The sequence below is a fragment of the Nonomuraea sp. JJY05 genome (assembly GCF_043496855.1).
Classification (GTDB): domain Bacteria; phylum Actinomycetota; class Actinomycetes; order Streptosporangiales; family Streptosporangiaceae; genus Nonomuraea.
In genome coordinates, this window is sequence record NZ_JBIEIS010000060.1 from 54,761 (window position 1) to 71,271 (window position 16,511).

The following is a 16,511-nucleotide window of genomic DNA, read 5'->3' on the forward strand; positions in this document are numbered from 1 at the left end:
CGACCGAGAGGAGCCCATGCATCACCACGACCCCGCCACGGACGCCGTGCTCGACCCCGGCATCGCCCCTGGCGGCGCCGCACGCGCCGCCGGACCAGCTCGCCACGTGCTGCTCACCGGCGCCACCGGCTTCCTCGGCGCGTTCCTGCTCCGCGAACTCCTCGACCACACCAATGCCCACGTGTGGTGCCTGATACGCGCCGACAGCGACCACCACGCGGCGGCCCGTCTGCGCGAGGCCATGCGGCGCTACCTGATCTGGGATGACCGGTCGGCCGAGCGCGTCACCCCGGTCGTCGGAGACCTGACCGCGCCCAGCCTCGATTTGACTCCCGCCCGCTGGGCGGAACTCGCCGAGCGGATCGACGCCGTGCAGCACGCCGGCGCCCAGGTCGGCCACGCGGCGCCGTACTCCGCGCTGCGGGCTGCCAATGTGTGCGGTACCCAGGAGATCGTCCGGTTGGCCTGCGAGCGCCGCGGCAAGCCGCTCAGCTTCATCTCCACCGCTGCCGTATCGGGGGATCCGGCGGACCGCGCCGCGACACCTCCGCCACCGGGGCGCCCGGGTGGCGGCTATGTCGCCGGCAAATGGGTCGCCGAGCGCCTGGTCCGGCAGGCCGGCGACCGCGGGCTGCCGGTGCTGATCCACCGCCCCGGCCGGATCAGCGGCCACTCCGTCACCGGAGCCTGTCAACTCGACGACGGAATATGGCACTTCGTTCGAGCCATCACCCTGCTCGGCCTGGCCCCCGACGTCGCGGCGTCCGATGGCGGCCCCGACGTGTCGTTCTCACCGGTCGACTACGTCGCCCGCGCCATCGTCCGGATGTCCGCGCAGGACACCGGGTCCGCTGCGCCGCGTTACCTGGTCAACCAATCCCGCATGCCGCTGAGCGAGCTGATCGGCCACGTGGCCAAGCGATACGCCGTCTCCTATGTCCCGCAGGACATGTGGCTCGAACGCCTGTGGGAGGCAAGGCACCGGCACGACGGCGCGCTGCTGAAGGCCGGCGTCCTGGTGAAGTACTACCGGGCGCTGCTCTCCGGAACCGGCCGTCCGCCGACCGTCGACGACGGGGACTCCGTGCGGGACCTCGCCGGAACCGGTATCACCTGCCCGCCCCTGGACGGCGCTCTCATCGGGGTTTACCTCGACTACTTCCAATCGGCGGGTTTTCTCCCGGTTCCGACGACCACGCGATACACACCAAGGGAGGACTCCGAGAATCACCAGTGCGGTCTGCCTGAGCAGTAAATGGCCTGGAAACCGGTCAGGCGAAGAGCCGACGATCGGCGGGGCGTCCAGCGCGCCGCCGCAGGACCTGTCTCCGTGCCACTGAGGAAGGCTGAATGATCGTGACTGAACGCGTACGCGTGGCTGTGCCGGCGGATGGGCCGTCCGCCGACCGTCGACCTCGGGCCGGCTGCCCGCCATTCGCCGTCCGATATCAGCATTAACACCGGCAAAACATGTCGGTCCCTAGGCTGCGCCACACGAATTCCGGAGGTCACCACATGACTTTGCCGCCTTCGCGCAGCGCCCCGTCCACCGTCCTCGTCGTCAGCGACGTTCCCGCGGGACTACCGGGACTCGCGGCCGTGCTCCCTACCTTGCACGACGTGGTCGGCAAGGCCACCGGGCGGCCCGCGTACTGGATCCGGGTCGGACCGCCCCACCGTAGTGCGGCGGCCGATGACGCGCTGAGGACCTGGGCGCACCGCGCCCACGGGCTGGTCCTACTGGCCGGTGTCCGCAACGAATCCTGCTCCGGCGAGGTCCAACTCGCTTTGGACCGGCTCGCGGGCGGCGCCCTGCGCCGGAAGCCGGTCGGCATCGTGGCGGTCGGCGCCGGGCAGAGCACACACGCGGTGGACCACCTCCGCGTCGTGCTGGCCGCGCTGGGGGCGGTGGTCATCCCGCAAGCCCTGCACCTGCCGGCCCACGAGCAGCCGCCCGGCCTGGGACAGCCGCACGACGGTGCTCAGGCGTTCGTCGACGAACTCCTGTGGTTCGCCGCCCGGCTGCGGGAGGACGCCCCACCCGCGACCGCCCACCCGCCGAAACGCCACGACCGCGCCGCCGCCGCTCACGTGGCCGCCGCCGTCTCGTACATCACCGAGAACTTCGCCGACAATGACCTGACCCTCGAATCCGCGGCCCGCGCCGCGCACATGAGCAGGTACCACTTCTCGCGGACCTTCAAGAAACACACCGGACGCCGGTTCATCGACTTCGTCACCGAGCTGCGCATGCAGCGCGCCCAAGCGCTTCTGTTGAAAACGGATCTCCCCTTGTCCGACATCTGCGTGAAGGTCGGCTACCGCGACCTCAGTCATTTCCAAAGGACCTTCAAGGCGGCCTTCGCCGTGACACCGTCCGTCTACCGGTCGGCGGCCCTCGCCGGGCTCACCCCCGCGGGCCCTGCCCAGGCCGACGTGCCCGCCCCATCGCCGTCCGAGCCCGCACTGGTCTTCTCAGGCGCCGGGAACCGGCCGTGACCAGGCTCGTGCCGCACTACCTGTGCGGCCAATGGCGCACGCCCACGGACACCGGGACACCGCGGCGGCATGCGGTGTCGGGAGCGGAGGTATACCGGGTCACCGCGGTCGGCGTCGACGCCGGCCCAGCCGTGGCACACGCCCGCACGGTCGGCACCCCCGCCCTGCACGGCCTCGCCTTCGCGGAGCGCGCCCGGGTCGCCAAGCTGCTAGCCCATCATCTGGCCCGGTACCAGGCAGAGTTCATCGCTCTGGCCGTACACCTGGGCATCTCGCCTGCCGACGCCGAACAGGACGTCCGGGCGGGGCTCGACGCGGTGCTCGGTCACGCCGACGCCGTGACCCGCCACTTCGCCGGCGAGACGACCGACGACGGGAGCCTCCTCGTCGAACCCGTCACCCACGTGTCGCCCACGGCTCACCTGTCCGCTGCCCCGCCCGGAATCGCCGTCCACATCAGCGGCTTCGCCGACCCGGTAACCACGATGCTCGACGGCTTCGCCGGCGCGTTCGTGCTCGGGGTGCCGAGCATCGTCCGGCCGTCACGCCGCACCGCGAAGCTGACGGCCCACCTGGTACGGCGCATCAGCGAATGCAACGCCGTCCCGCCGGGCTGCCTGCAACTGGTGACCGGCCCCACTGACGTGACCGGCTGCCTTGGCCCGCACGATCAGATCCGGTTCAACGGCACCGCCGCCACGGCGGGGCGGCTCCGCACCCGGCTCGCGCGGCAACCGATGCCACCCCGCGCGGAGTTCACCGCCGGGATTCTCGACTGCGCCGTCCTAGGCACGGACGCGGCAGACCACGGCCGAGCGCTCCACCTGTTCGTGGAGCGCCTCGTGGCCGGCATGTCCGCACACAACGGCCAGACCCGCCAAGCGGTGCGTCGCGCCTTCGTTCCCGAGACCCTGATGAACGCCGTCGGCGAGGCCGCATCATCGGCCCTGGGCGGACTCCGGTTCACGGATCGGCCGCGCGGAGACAGGGTTTTGGGCCCGCTGGTGGACGCCGCGCACCGGCGCCGCGTGCTGTCGGCGCTCGCACGGCTGCGCCGAGCGACCCGCACAGTGTGCGGCACGCCCAAGGAAGTGGCGTCAGCGGCGAACGAGTTCGGGTCCGGGGCGTACATGCCGCCGGTCCTCCTCGCCACCGACGACGCGCATGTCCACGACGTGCACCGGGTCGAGGCGTTCGGCCCCGTGGTGACGCTCATCCCGTACCGCAACGCTGAAGAGATCGCCCGCGCGGTGACCCTTGGCACCGGCAGCCTCCGCAGCTGGATCATCACAGAAGACCCCGGCCAGGCCCGCGACCTCGCCCGCGCCCTGGCTCCGACCCACGAACGCGTACACCTCATCGACCCCGGGACCTCTCGCGCCACGGACGCGGCACCCGCGCCCGGCAAGGGGCAACACCCCAGTCGCCTGCGTACCCGCCTCGCCGCGACCACCGTCGGCGGCACCCCGGCCCACCTGACGGCCGCCACCGACCGCTGGGCACCCGGCAGCCCACCGAACACGTCCGGCACGAATGCGCTACGCCTGCACCTCAGTGACCTGCGCCTCGGCGACACCGTTACCGCCGGGCCCCGCGTCGTCACCCGTGAGGACATCGCCGCCTTCGCCGATCTGACCGGCGACCACTACTACTTGCACACCGACGAGGCCGCCGCCGTCAGCCACCCGCTCTTCCGCGGCATCATCGCCCACGGTCATCTGGTCGCCGCACTTGCGATCGGGATGCTCGTCCCGCCCGAACCCGGGCCCGTGCTCGCCAACCTCGGTCTCGACAACCTCCGCTTCCTCGCTCCCGTCCGCCCCGGCGACCCGCTCACCGTCGCCATGACCGCCGCCCGCATCACCCGGCGCCCTGGCACCGGGCGGGGCGAAGTCCGCTGGCATGCGATTGTCGCCGGTGCCGGCGACCGGCCCGTCGCTCGCTTCGACCTCACCACCCTGACCGCCGACCGGCCTACCACCGACTAAGGACCCCGCCATGCGCGCCGCGATCATCCACGGTCCCTACGACATCCGCGTCGAGGACGTCCCCGATGCCCGTCTCAGCGAACCCGGCGACGCCGTTGTCCAGGTCCTGCGCTCCTGCGTATGCGGCACCGACCTATGGGCCTACCGCGGCGAATCGCCGCGCCAGCCCGGCCAACGCCTCGGCCACGAGTTCCTCGGTACCGTTTCCGACATCGGGCCCGACGTGACCTCGATACGCCCCGGCGACCTCGTCCTCGCCCCGTTCGCCTGGTCCGACGGCCACTGCGCCCCGTGCACCGACGGCCTGCCCACCTCATGCGTCAACGGCGGTCTGTGGGGGGCGGTAGGCGCCGACGGCGGCCAAGGCGAGGCCGTCCGGGTTCCTTATGCGGACGCCACCCTGGTCCGCCTCCCGTCCCACGCCGCCTCGGACGATCGGCTCCTCAACGCCCTGCTCGCTCTCTCCGACGTCATGGGCACCGGCTATCACGCCGCTGTGTCCGCCGACGTCCGCCCCGGCACGGCTGTCGCCGTTATCGGCGACGGCGCCGTCGGCCTGTGCGCCGTCCTCGCCGCCCGCATGCTCGGCGCCGACCGGATCATCGCCCTCGGCCACCATCCCGCCCGCCTCGACCTGGCCCGCTCCTTCGGTGCCACCGCCGTTGTCGCCCGACGCGGCGAGGCCGCCATCGCCGCCATCCGCGAACTCACCGACGGCCACGGCACGCACGCGACGATCGAAGCCGTCGGCACCCGCGAGTCCATGCACACCGCCCTGCGCGCCACCCGCCCCGGCGGCGCTATCGGCTGGGTCGGCGCCCCCCACGGCAACACAGACGCCCTCGATCCGATGACGCTCTTCCTCCACAACATCACCCTCCGCGGCGGTCTGGCCCCCACCCGCCGCTACATCGACGACCTCCTCCCACACGTGCTCGACGGCACCCTCGATCCCTCCCCCGTCTTCGACACCAGCGCCCCGCTGGAGTCGATCCTCACCGCCTACCAAGCGATGGATGCAAGGACCGCGCTCAAGCCCCTGATCACACCCGGCAGTTGACCATTTGCCGACGGGCTGGGCCACACGCGTGCATGACACGGGTCGACGCCTTCCGCGGCACCTTCCCTCCACTGCCGGCCGGCCGTGTTCCTGCCTCGTCCGCGCCGGGTCACGCTTGTGTCACCGGCGCGCCGCCGGCCGTCGTCGTCGTCGTCGACAAACGGTGACATTCGGCGGACAACGCGCGAACATTCGGCGTCCACCGTAGTCGTGATGAACGAACCACGGACTCTCCCACCTCGGCTCCGAGACAGGCTGCTCGCCGTTCTTCTGCTGCCCGTGGCGTTCGTTCGCCATCCTGGCCGCGCTCGCGAACCGGCCTGCCGCTGGGCGTTGGGCATGCGGTTCCCCGCCGACGACCTCACCGGCCTCACCGGCGGTGCCATGGCGGCGTTCACCGAGACGCTCTGGCGTCACGGCCAGCTCATCGGGCTTACCTCTACCGCATCTACGGGTTCGACCAACCGCTACCGGTCCTCACCGCGCCGGATGCGGGGTAGGTGGCCCGCGACGGCGGGGCCTTCGCCCCGGGTGGAGCAGCCCGGGACGATCAGGATCGACCTGAGCGCCTTCGTGGACCCGAGCATCCGGCCTGGTGACCAGGTCACGGTTCGTGTCGGCGATCGCCAAGCCCAGCTGCGGGTCGTCTCCCTCTCCGGCTGGGCAAGGCCGGCGTGGTCGCGCCCGAGACCTTGGCACAGCTCACCGACGCCCCCGAACCGCACGCCATCTGGGTCGGCGCCTCCGCAGGAGCCGACCCGCTCAAACTCGTCGACGATCTGGACGGGCTGGCGGATACGGCCGGCGCGCAGCTCGAGGACCAGCTGCAGGCCCAGGCGGCGGCGAACCGGGAACTGGACATCCTCACCTGGTCGGTGCTTGGCCTACTCGGCATCTCCGTGGCGATCGCTCTGTCGGGATCGCGAACACCCTGGGGCTCTCCGTCCTCGAACGCGCCCGCGAAAACGCGCTGCTGCGCGCGCTCGGGCTCACCCGCGGGCAGCTGCGTCGGATGCCGGCGGCCGAGGCGGTGCTGATGTCGGTGGTGGCCACCGTGCTCGGCACCGCGATCGGCGTCGGCTTCGCCTGGGTCGGCTACGAGACGGTCGTGCGCTAACGACCCTCCAGGCCGCAACCTCTAACCATCTGATTCTTCCCTCCCGGCGGTACGGCTTGCGCGGGGCCTGACGCCGGATGCGGGGTATTCCGGGAAGGCGTCGAGAACGGTCAGAGGTCGATTTCAGCGAGGTGGTCGGCGGTTCCGCCACGCCATTCGACCAGGAAGAGGCTCGCGTCGTCACTTGTCATCCCCTTCCTCTGCCGCATCAGTCTGTGAGAGAGGCCTCGTACCATCTCCTGCACGCTTCTCGTTCTGGGCCCGACGTGCTCGATGGAGTTGATCAGGCGCTCTTCGCCGAACTGCTCGCCGCCGGCCGCGTGCTCTTCGACGACACCATCGGTATAGAACAGCACCCGATCGTGGCGCACGAGCTGGCGCGTGTTGATCCGCGGGGTGGCACCGCCAAAGCCGACCGGTAGGGTTCCCGCACCTTCCAACGCCTCGATGACCTGGTTGCCACGAATCAGCAACGGCGCCGGGTGTCCTGCGTTGACCCATTCCAAGTGACCCGACTCGATGTCCAGACGCACCATCTGGGCCGTGACGAACTGGTCAGGGCCGAACTGTTCATTGATGGCGGTATCCATGAATTCGTACAGTTCGGCAAGCCCGACGTTGGCGCGTCTGGCGTGTCTGTAGGCGCCGATAGCCACGGTCGCCAGGACGGCGGCGTTCAGGCCGTGGCCCATCGCGTCGATGACGGCTATGTGCAGGACTTCGTCGTTGAGGGCGTAGTCCAAGCTGTCCCCGGCGACGTCGTAGGCGGGCTCCATGATTCCGGCAACTTCGACCTGCGGGATGGCCATGGCCAACGGGGGCAACAGCGACCACTGGATCTCCGCGGACACGCTCATCGGCCTGCGACGCCGTGCCAGAAAGAACTGGTCTGTATAACTGTTCTTGGTGACGAGCATGTCAGCCACCAGACCGGCCAGCCGTCGCAGCAATCGGCGGTCGTCGTCGTCGACCCTGCTGAGGGTCAGGGCCATCACCCCGACCTCGTCACTGCCATCGAGCAGCGGCAGGTACATCCGGATGCCGTCGGCCACCGGATGTTCCACCCTCCTCTCGCTGACAAACGCCTCCCCCGCCAATGACCCCTCAATAGGCAGGGGATCGCCGCCTGTGAGTCCCCGGCCCGGCAGCGGTACCAACATCACCTGGTCATAGTCCTGCAGCAGGATGGACACATCCCAGCCACCGATCCTGCGCACCTCCTCCGCCACCAGCGGAGCGACGAGCTGCGGCGGCATGGCGTGAGCCCGGTCCAGCAACTGCCCCAGCAGCCGCTCACCGAAGCCTTCCGACCGGTCCACCGCAATCCTGCGGCTCCCCGGTACACGTTCCGTCATGACTGCTTCAATTCCCTCGCACCAGGTTCCCTCCCGCCGATATTCAGGTTTGGCCCAACACCGGCCTCCTCTTTGCCTGACTCGCGCGAAGTAGCCTCTTCACAAGCTCAGCACCCTGGAGCACGGGCGGCTCAGCCACGCAGCACGACTTGCGATCAGCGACCAGATGATCCACCACTGGCGGCGGCAGGAGCGCATCGCCGCCGGTCCGGAGTCCGGGCTGACCTCGTCACGGGCGGCTGAGCCGGCCGCGGCGCGGCGGCGTATCACCGTGCTGGAGAACGAGCCGGCCATCGCCCGGTGGGCGATCGAACTGCTCCCCGAGCAGGCCACGCGCGCCCAGGTCCGGCCGTGAGCCAGACAGTCCTTGCATTCGGGTGGTCCGTACTCCACAGCTGAGAGCTGGTTGGTGTGATCGCAGCGCGGGGCCTGACCGTTCAGGCCGGCGCGGTTGGTCGCGTTCGTTCCTTGTGCGTCCAGGGTCATGACGACCCCCTCACGGTGACAGCGACGCGAGCTGCGCCGACTGGTCACCTACCAGTCAAGGTGATCGGCCAGCCGGCGGAAACACGCGACGTGCGTTGGCCGAGCCCGGCACGCTTGGCCACGCGACGCCACGAGCCCTTCCCATGACCGGCTCTGAGAAGGTACGGCTCAGCCTGGATCCCGCCCTCGCACGCCGGGTGTGCGGTGGGACGGCGCGTGGTGGCCCGCCACCTACGACGCCGGCGCCGCCAACGCGCTCGACATGTCATTTGAAACGGCGTTGACCTTGTGTGTCTTCCTGGGAGGTACTTTCGGGGAGGCGTGCGATGCTCGTGGCTGAGAGATGTATGGAGGATGAGATGGCAGATGTCGACGTATGGGTGTACGCGCTGTCCAGCGTGGAAGGCAAGCAGCAGCGGGTAACGGTTCACCTGTACGGGGGGCAGTCGCTCAAAGGGGTGGTTGTCGAACTGGATCGTGCACGCAACACCGTCGTGCTCGACGAGTTCGCCCACGGATCCGCATCGACGCGACACGAATCCCCTGTGCACACGATCCTTCTGACGGCGGTGCAGGCTGTCACGATCCACAAGGTGGAGTAGCCGGGTGAGTTCGACAGCACCCGCCCACGCGCCGAGCCTCGGCCCGGTGTTCGGGAAACTGTGATAGGCTGGTGAACGTTACAGTTGTTGTACCCATAAAGGCTCTGTACGCACCTGGCAGAAGTGATCCCCAGGTGCGTTTTTTATTTCCGGTCATCTCCGGATGGGCTCTCATCGCGGCGACACAGCGATTCGCACGGTGCGAATCGCGTTACTCCATATCTCTGAAGGAGATCGCCATGGCATCCGGAACCGTCAAGTGGTTCAATTCCGAAAAGGGCTTCGGCTTCATCGAGCAGGACGGCGGTGGCGCCGACGTCTTCGCCCACTACTCCAACATCGTCGCCAACGGCGGCTACCGCGAGCTGCGCGAAGGCCAGAAGGTGTCCTTCGACATCGTCCAGGGCCAGAAGGGCCCGCAGGCCGAGAACATCGTGGCCGCCTGACCTGACGCGGCCTTGAGTCCGGGCCCGCACCCGCCACCGGGTGCGGGCCCGGACCGCGTTCCGCTCTGTGCGAGGCGGGGCGGGGTATGATGCGTTGCCAGGGACATTCCGCATGCTGACGACCGCGTCGGCGTCGCCCCGGACACAGCCGGCCATGCACGCCGGAGACAGGCGGCACACCTGATGCCGAACCGCCACCCAGCAGTCAAGCCCATCGCTCTCCAGCAGACCCGGGTGTTCCTCGAACCCACTCTGCCCCGTGACGGGACACTCGACGGAGCCTGGTGGCCTCACTCCTCCGACTTCACCGCGAGTTGCCCGCCCTTCCTCGGCCGAACTGGTCGCCCATGAGCCGATCGACGGCCTCGGAGTCCTGTGGTGGTTCGGCGCGGCCGCCGGCCACGCCGACGAGGTGCTCAAACGAGCGCGGTTGTCCCGGGTAGACGCCCTCCTGCGCGAACGCGGCGCATCGGAGACCATCCTGTACGCGGTCGGCGACCCGGAACCGTCCTGGGCACCGTTCAAGGCCGCCGGTTTGGCGGAGAACGACCATCTGGTCTCCTTCACCCGGTCGAACGATTCGCCGACTGACAGTGTCCGGAAAGGGATTTCAATCATCGTCAGCCGTTCCGATCTCCTGTCCGAGCAGCCGGCACGACCCGTACGCCACCGCGTGCGCGAGGCGAAGCTGGATCCCCGCGGCCACCCTGCCGGTGACGTCATCCGATGGACCTGCCCGCACGGACTGCATGCCGGCAAGGGCTGCGTGGCCTGCTACCACGCCTCCGCCGAGGCGGACCCGGCGTTGCCGCTGTGGAGGATAGCGGTGTGGTTCACCACGGAGCGGCCGGTGCCGATCAGGGTGTTGAAGGACGTACGCCGCCATGGTCGTCGCTTCGCGCTCGACCAGCCGTCCACACCCCTGGTCTACCTCCTCAGCGGACAGGCACGGGCCGCCACGAGCGCGGAGGCGGTTGCGGGACTGGTCGGGTTCCTCCTGGGCAACCGGAACGTCGTCGACGCGTTCATCGTGACGGAGATCCGCGCAGTTTCCTGACAGCGTTGATGGGATGAGCGCTTCCCGCCAGGGGCTGACCCACCAAGTCGAACAGCGCTACTGCCACCAGCGCGGTGGCCGACGCCGCCGCGCCCACCGACCAGATCAGCGATCCCGTCACGGCACTGCGTGCCGCGCTGCCCCTGGACCTGCCCTTCGCTACCCGCCTCGCAGAGGTCAGGCCGACGTGGTGGGTGCTGCGATCCAGCAGCTCCACAGCCCGGCGTTACTTACGGGGCTGGGGTGTCTGGCAGGCAATCTTCGGGTTCATGCCGAAGTAGTTCAGCGGACCCGCCACGATCGTCACCGCGATGTTGCAGTTCTCCACCGGTCCGTCCTGTGTAGCGGTTGCGCTGGCCTGCGGCGACAGCGCCGGCGATCAGCCACAGGATAAGTACTATCGATGCGATGCGCATCGGTTCTACCTCCGCCTTCGTCCTTGTGCGGGGAGTGGCGGAGGAGATGGGTCGTCAGGCGGGGTGGTCGTGGAGTTCGCCGGCGTCCGGACGGGATCCCAGGGTGGGGCCTGGACCCGCCGGGCGGTTAGTCGAAGAGGGGATCAGCGTTTGAAGGCGTCCCTGGCCTTCCCACCAGCCTGCTTCAGCTTGCCTGCGACCCGATCGCTCTTGCCCGCGATCTGCTGGCGCCGGTTGCCGGTGACACGGCCCAAGCGCTGCCTGGCCCAGCCCTTGAGGACCTGGACCTTGTTGCTGATTTCCCAACGCAGACTCATCGCGATTTCCCTTCACCGCTCCGCCATCCCGTACGCCGACATGCCGGGCAGTCTGTTGATCCGTCTGCCCGTCTGTCATGACCTTGGGCAGGCGGTGCTTCGCCGCGGTCAGGCGGCTTGTAGTCCCAGTGTCAGCTCCGGCCTGATCAGGGGAAACGAGCAATGGCGGCGCCGGTAATCACCGGAACCGATGAGCGCGGGCAGGCCGGCCCACAGGAAGGCGGTCAGGCTGCCGTGCAGGGTGCCGGTGATCGCCCAGCCGGCCAGGAACGGCAGCGTCAGCGACAGCGCACAGGGCGGGGAAGGCGCGCCACCCGGGTCATGGCCGGGTCGGCCAGCAGGTCGGGGGCGTAGCGCTCGGCCGGGGTACGGTCGTCGCTGAACGGCCAGCCCAGGTGGGCGTGGGCAAGCCCCCGAAGCTGCCCGCGCAGGCCGGTGCCGTACCGGTGGGGGAGTGGGGATCACCGGGCCGGTCGGTGAAGGCGTGGTGGCGGCGGTGGATAACGACCCAGCCGATGAGGTTGCCTTGGAAGCTCATCGACCCGGCGATCGCCAGGTGACGCGCAGCCGGGGCGGGGCGGCGAAGGAGCCGTGGGTGAGCAGCCGATGCAAGCCGACCGTCACCCCGAGCCCGGTCACGACGTAGCAGCCGTCAGCCCCACCTGGGCCCGGCTGGCTGGCGCGTGCTCTTCCGCCCTGGGGAAGGGCGATGCGGCGTCGTAGTCCTGACGGCGTTCCACCGCCCGTTCGGAGATGGTCATGAAGCACCTTTCGTCTCGTTCATACGGTCCGTCGGTGTACGTAGCACCAGCGCCAGGTCGAGCCCGGGTCCAGCGCGGCGACCACCGGGTGGTCGGTCTCCCGGTAGTGAGCCTTGGCGTGACCGCCCCGCGCATCGTCGGAGCAGGCCACCCACCCACAGGTCAGGCACACCAGCAGGCGCGCCCAGGTCCGGCCGTGAGCCAGACAGTCCTTGCATTCGGGTGGTCCGTACTCCACAGCTGAGAGCTGGTTGATGTGATCGCAGCGCGGGGCCTGACCGTTCAGGCCGGCGTGGTTGGTCGCGTTCGTTCCTTGTGCGTCCAGGGTCATGACGACCCCCTCACGGTGACAGCGACGCGAGCTGCGCCGACTGGTCACCTACCAGTCAACGTGATCGGCCAGCCGGCGGAAACGCGCAATTCCAGCCAGCCTCATCAGCTGCGGCGATAGAGAGCCTGCCGACGCGCCGCGTCCGGGCCGATCCCGCGTCTTGGCAGACCTCCGCCGAACGATGGACCAGGGAATCCCCTCGCATTTCGTGGACTCCCCGGGTTCTCGCAATGAGTGCCGATCAGGTGGTGACCGTCGTCGGCAGATCGTGGTCACACTCTCCAGCGCTTAACCGCAGCGCTCGGGGGTCTGGTCTCGAGCTGCAACTGCACTTCGACCTCGTCCACGTGCAGGCTCGCTCCGAACCGTTCGTACACGATGTCCAGCACGTTCACCCCGAGGGCGGCAAGATGCCCCGGCAATCCCGCCAATGCCCCTCGGTGGGCCGGCAGCCGCACCCGCAGGGCCAGGTAGCGCCCCGCGGCCGCCATGGCGGCCGCGGGCCAGCAGCATGGGTCGATGTTGCCGCCGGACAGCACCGACCACCGGCGGTTCGAGTACCGCGGATGGGCCGCCGGCGCGGCGGCTCCCGCGGCGCCGGTGAGGAAGTCTCGGGCCGATCGGCCTGGTCAGGCGATTGAGGCTGGTGCGGTAGCCCGGCGGAGTTGTCGTCGAGTTCGCCGGCCACATGCGCGACGATGGTGGCCTCGTGCAAGCCGATCGAGACGGTGAAGCGCTCGGCGGAACCGCCGTCCTCTTCCGGAGGACGTCATCCTTGGCCGTCAGACAGGCGCTGGGCAACTTCGGTGGGCGGTGCGGGGGCGGTGGGAGTCGCGACGGATGAACAGGTGGAGCCGGGAGCGGCCGTCGCGGTGGTAGCACACCTCGAGGTCACGGCGGACCTGGCCGAGTGGCCAGGTGGGGTGACATCGCCGGTGGCGCTGGTGGCCGCCAGCGCGGTGGCGAACAGGATGAGCTGGTTCAGCACTTTGAGGAAGAGCAGCATCGCCACCGCTCCGGTGACGACCTGGTAGGCGGGGTTGGCGGCGGTGAGGTTGAGCAAGGCTTGGCCGAGGCTCTTGAGGATCTCCAGGCCGATCGTGATGACGAGCGCCGGGCCGATAACCCGACGCAGCGGTAAACGCAGCCGTGGTGGCGCAGTCAGCAGCGCCATGGCCAGTATGGTGTTGACTCCGATTCCCAGCACGAAGGCCGCAACCGACAACACCCACCGGGCGGGGGCGGCGTCCACACCCACGGTGTTCACCGCAAGCCACGTCAGCGCCCACTCGGCGGCGAAGACGACGGTGAGCGACAGAGAGAGCAGCGCCCCGAGCCCAGCCACCACGCCCAGGTCGATGATCTGGCGCAGGAAGAAGTTGCCTGGATACTCCTCGAGCCGCCAGATCGCCCTGGTCGCCGAGCGCAGCGTGTCCATCCAGAACAGGCCCGTCAGCGGCAGCACCACGCATGCCACCGGCCCGGCCGTTCCACCGGCGGTGCGAAGCGCTTGGACGTCCAGGCGCGGGAAGGTGTCGCTCAGGTACCGCTGCACCTCAGCCAGCACCGCCGGATGGTCCAGGATGCGGGCGAGGATGGCGAACCCCAGCAGGGCCAAGGCGAAGGTGGCGAAGAAGGCGTAGTAGGTGAGGGCGGCCGACAGCCGGCCGGCGCCGGCCTTGTCGTAGCGGATCAGGGCGCGCACCGTGTGATCCAACCAGCCGTGCCGGCTCCTCGCCCGGGTCCAGCCTGTCGCCATCCGGTCGGCCCAGCGCCGGGCGGCGCTCATGGCCGGGGCCGATACGTCGGCGGAATGCGGCCATGATCGCGCGCCGCGGTCGTTTCACAGAAGATGGCTCACCGTGCCGTCGTGAGAAAGTTGGTAGGGCGGATGACCTACCCGTGACGCGAATTTTATTCTTCAAATTTCTCTGGCTCGAAGCCTGGAGTGCGCCTATTTCCGACCGGTGGGGAAGTTTACCGTACATGGATTCACCCCAGGAGCGCCTGTTGCGGTTAGTGCCTGCGACCTTGGCGAGGACGGCTGCGTGGTGCGCTTGTCTGATCGTCATCGGCATCGTGGCCAACTATGTGTTCGGCTTCGTGGCGACGATGCGCATCGTCGCCCTGCCGGTGGCGATCGCCCTGCTGCTGACCGCGCTGCTGTTCCCGCTCACCCGGCAACTGCGCGCGTCGGGCCTGCGGGCGATCTATGCCACCTGGGTCACCATGCTCGTCGCCTTCGCCGTGCTGAGCGGGACGGGCTGGATCATCGGCGTCCGGGCCAACGAGGAGTTCCCCGGCCTGGTGACACAGGTCAGGCAGACGGCCAAGACGGTGGAGAACTGGCTCTACACCGGCCCACTGCACGTGAGGCCCGTTCAGCTCAGCGGTTGGGTGGACGGGATCGCCAAGCTGGTCACCGAGCGGCAGCAGCAGATCACCTCGACGGTTCTGGCGGGGACCGTGGTGGTGGTGGAGGTGCTGGCCTCGATCGTGCTCCTGCTGTTCGTGACGTTCTTCCTGCTCAAGGATGGTGACCGGATCTGGTCCTGGTTCCTCAAGGGGTTCGGCCGGATGGCGCCGCGGGTCGACCGGGCCGGGCGGACCGCCTGGACCACGCTGTCTCACTACGTGCAGGGCACGGTGGCCGTGGCTGCGGTGCACGGCGTGCTCATGGGTCTGGTGCTGGCCATCATGGGCGTCCCGCTCTGGGCGGCGCTCGCCGTACTGATCTTCCTGGCCAGCTTCATCCCGATCATCGGCATCCTGTTCGCCGGTGCGGTCGCGACGCTGGTCACGCTCGGCGCGAAGGGCCCGATCTACGCGCTGATCTTCATCGGCATCCTGATCGTCGAGCAGCAACTGGAGAACCATGTGCTCCAGCCGCTGATCGTCGGTCGGGTGCTGCACTTCCACCCGCTGGCGATCATCATCGTGCTGGCCGTCGGCGGCATCCTGGCCGGGATCGCGGGCGCGGTCGTGGCCGTGCCGATCACCGCCATCCTCTACCGGGCCGTGCCCGAGCTCTTCAAGGACGAGCCGATTCCCCTCCCGGCAGGACCGGCCCCAGAAGCACCGGCGCCGGCCGTATCGCCTGGGAAGGAATCCGAGCAGAAGGACTGACGGGCTCGGAGGCGAGCGCAGGCGCGCTCGAACTAGACAAGATCATGACCGCACGACCCGCGACGACAACGAGGCGTGCGCGCGCGGCCGCGACGACGCTAACCCGTGTCAAGTGTGGCTCCTGCAGCCGATCATCGACCTGCGCCGCCAAGGAACGGCCAACCCCAGCGCAGGCAACAGATGGCGCAGACCAACGAGCCGAGCGCCGGTGAATCGGCCATGTCTGACCTACCGATCGCGATCGGACAGTGGTCATGGCGAGAGCCGGCGTGTCAGCCCAAGGCCGTGCGCGCCCAGCCGAGCGCGGCGGTGGGATCCATCCCGTGCGGGATGCGGTCGGTGGGGGTGTAGCTGAGCCACTGGTCGATGAGCCGGCCCAGGCGTTCGGGCACGTCCGGGGTGAGGTGATCGGCGCGTTCGGGGCGGGTGCCGGCTTGCATCAGGTGGCGGACCTGCAGCAGGTCGGCGTCGGCGCTGACGGCGGTTTCGAGCTCGCGTCGCAGCGGCGCCAGGCCGGTCAGCAGCCAGTAGGCCAGGGCGCCGACGCCGTACAGGTCGGACAGCGTGCTGGGGGCGGCGTCGGTGGCGCCGAGTTGCTCGGGGCTGGCGAACCATTTGGTGCCGCCGGGGGACACTGTGGAGACGCTTTTGCCGGCCTGGTGCAGCTGGGACATTCCCCAGTCGATGATCCTGATGTTGGTGAGGCCGTCCAGGACGATGTTTTGTGGCTTGATGTCCAGGTGGATGATGTTGCTCAGGGCGGCGGTCTGCAGGCCGGCCAGCACCTGATCCAGGACCTGCAGGCCCCACTTCAGCGAGACGCCGGCGCCTGCCCGCTGCTGGAGGTGGAGGTTGAGGCTGCCCGGCTGGTAGAGGGGCGAGATGAGGTAGACCGCCTGGGATCTGCGGTCTTGGCCGGAGGCGAGGATCTGCCCGATGTGCGGGTGGTG

The 16,511-nt window shown here is 69.1% G+C and carries 18 protein-coding genes; 12 read left to right on the top strand and 6 right to left on the bottom strand.

All coding sequences use genetic code 11. The features are described 5' to 3' along the window. Positions 1-16 precede the first annotated feature (16 nt). The 6 genes from ACFKCF_RS54420 to ACFKCF_RS54445 all read left to right on the top strand — a co-directional run bounded on the left by ACFKCF_RS54420 (position 17) and on the right by ACFKCF_RS54445 (position 6,664). On the top strand, positions 17-1,255 hold the full coding sequence (locus ACFKCF_RS54420; protein ID WP_394504400.1) for a thioester reductase domain-containing protein: 1,239 nt from the start codon (positions 17-19) through the stop codon (positions 1,253-1,255). Positions 1,256-1,515: 260 nt separating this feature from the next. Further along, entirely contained in the window at positions 1,516-2,499 is a 984-nt protein-coding gene (locus ACFKCF_RS54425; RefSeq protein WP_394504402.1) for a helix-turn-helix domain-containing protein, read from the top strand. Next, positions 2,496-4,487 (top strand): aldehyde dehydrogenase family protein, encoded by a 1,992-nt coding sequence (locus ACFKCF_RS54430; protein WP_394504404.1) that lies wholly within the window; start codon positions 2,496-2,498, stop codon positions 4,485-4,487. Before ACFKCF_RS54425 ends, ACFKCF_RS54430 begins: the two co-directional genes overlap by 4 nt. A gap of 10 nt (positions 4,488-4,497) precedes the next feature. Continuing rightward, entirely contained in the window at positions 4,498-5,547 is a 1,050-nt protein-coding gene (locus tag ACFKCF_RS54435) for a zinc-dependent alcohol dehydrogenase family protein (RefSeq protein WP_394504406.1), read from the top strand. A 674-nt stretch (positions 5,548-6,221) separates the two neighbouring features. After that, complete coding sequence (locus tag ACFKCF_RS54440) at positions 6,222-6,584, top strand: hypothetical protein (RefSeq protein WP_394504433.1); 363 nt, start codon at positions 6,222-6,224, stop codon at positions 6,582-6,584. Continuing rightward, positions 6,521-6,664, top strand: a complete 144-nt coding sequence (locus ACFKCF_RS54445; protein ID WP_394504431.1) for an FtsX-like permease family protein — start codon at positions 6,521-6,523, stop codon at positions 6,662-6,664. Before ACFKCF_RS54440 ends, ACFKCF_RS54445 begins: the two co-directional genes overlap by 64 nt. A gap of 110 nt (positions 6,665-6,774) precedes the next feature. Here ACFKCF_RS54445 and ACFKCF_RS54450 read toward each other — a convergent pair whose 3' ends face one another. After that, a complete protein-coding gene (locus ACFKCF_RS54450; protein WP_394504408.1) occupies positions 6,775-8,019 on the bottom strand; it encodes a PP2C family protein-serine/threonine phosphatase in 1,245 nt (414 codons plus the stop codon). Positions 8,020-8,185: 166 nt separating this feature from the next. Between ACFKCF_RS54450 and ACFKCF_RS54455 the strand changes: the two genes are divergently transcribed. The 5 genes from ACFKCF_RS54455 (at position 8,186) to ACFKCF_RS54475 (ending at position 10,610) form a co-directional block, all read left to right on the top strand. Further along, entirely contained in the window at positions 8,186-8,374 is a 189-nt protein-coding gene (locus ACFKCF_RS54455) for a hypothetical protein (protein WP_394504410.1), read from the top strand. A 490-nt stretch (positions 8,375-8,864) separates the two neighbouring features. Beyond that, positions 8,865-9,107, top strand: coding sequence for a hypothetical protein (locus ACFKCF_RS54460; protein WP_364759495.1), 243 nt, complete (start codon positions 8,865-8,867; stop codon positions 9,105-9,107). A 239-nt stretch (positions 9,108-9,346) separates the two neighbouring features. Beyond that, the gene (locus ACFKCF_RS54465; RefSeq protein ID WP_364759498.1) at positions 9,347-9,553 is read left to right on the top strand and encodes a cold-shock protein; all 207 of its coding nucleotides are present in this window, start codon (positions 9,347-9,349) and stop codon (positions 9,551-9,553) included. A gap of 183 nt (positions 9,554-9,736) precedes the next feature. Next, positions 9,737-9,904: a DUF5994 family protein gene (locus ACFKCF_RS54470; protein ID WP_394504412.1), complete on the top strand. Its 168-nt coding sequence runs from the start codon at positions 9,737-9,739 to the stop codon at positions 9,902-9,904. Positions 9,905-9,983: 79 nt separating this feature from the next. Next, entirely contained in the window at positions 9,984-10,610 is a 627-nt protein-coding gene (locus tag ACFKCF_RS54475; RefSeq protein ID WP_394504414.1) for a hypothetical protein, read from the top strand. 559 nt (positions 10,611-11,169) lie between these two features. Here the strand turns inward: ACFKCF_RS54475 and ACFKCF_RS54480 are convergent. From ACFKCF_RS54480 to ACFKCF_RS54495, 4 genes are all read right to left on the bottom strand, one after another. After that, positions 11,170-11,343, bottom strand: coding sequence for a CsbD family protein (locus ACFKCF_RS54480; protein ID WP_394504416.1), 174 nt, complete (start codon positions 11,341-11,343; stop codon positions 11,170-11,172). Between the two features lie 635 nt (positions 11,344-11,978). Beyond that, positions 11,979-12,104, bottom strand: coding sequence for a hypothetical protein (locus ACFKCF_RS54485; protein ID WP_394504417.1), 126 nt, complete (start codon positions 12,102-12,104; stop codon positions 11,979-11,981). Positions 12,105-12,123: 19 nt separating this feature from the next. Then, complete coding sequence (locus ACFKCF_RS54490; protein WP_394504419.1) at positions 12,124-12,435, bottom strand: UBP-type zinc finger domain-containing protein; 312 nt, start codon at positions 12,433-12,435, stop codon at positions 12,124-12,126. 769 nt (positions 12,436-13,204) lie between these two features. Beyond that, positions 13,205-14,224, bottom strand: a complete 1,020-nt coding sequence (locus tag ACFKCF_RS54495; protein ID WP_394504421.1) for a YihY/virulence factor BrkB family protein — start codon at positions 14,222-14,224, stop codon at positions 13,205-13,207. A 290-nt stretch (positions 14,225-14,514) separates the two neighbouring features. Here ACFKCF_RS54495 and ACFKCF_RS54500 point away from each other — a divergent pair, with 290 nt between their 5' ends. After that, positions 14,515-15,561 (top strand): AI-2E family transporter, encoded by a 1,047-nt coding sequence (locus ACFKCF_RS54500; RefSeq protein ID WP_394504423.1) that lies wholly within the window; start codon positions 14,515-14,517, stop codon positions 15,559-15,561. A 272-nt stretch (positions 15,562-15,833) separates the two neighbouring features. Here the strand turns inward: ACFKCF_RS54500 and ACFKCF_RS54505 are convergent. Next, positions 15,834-16,511, bottom strand: a 678-nt coding sequence (locus ACFKCF_RS54505) for a protein kinase (protein ID WP_394504425.1), incomplete at its 5' end; no start/stop codon positions are given.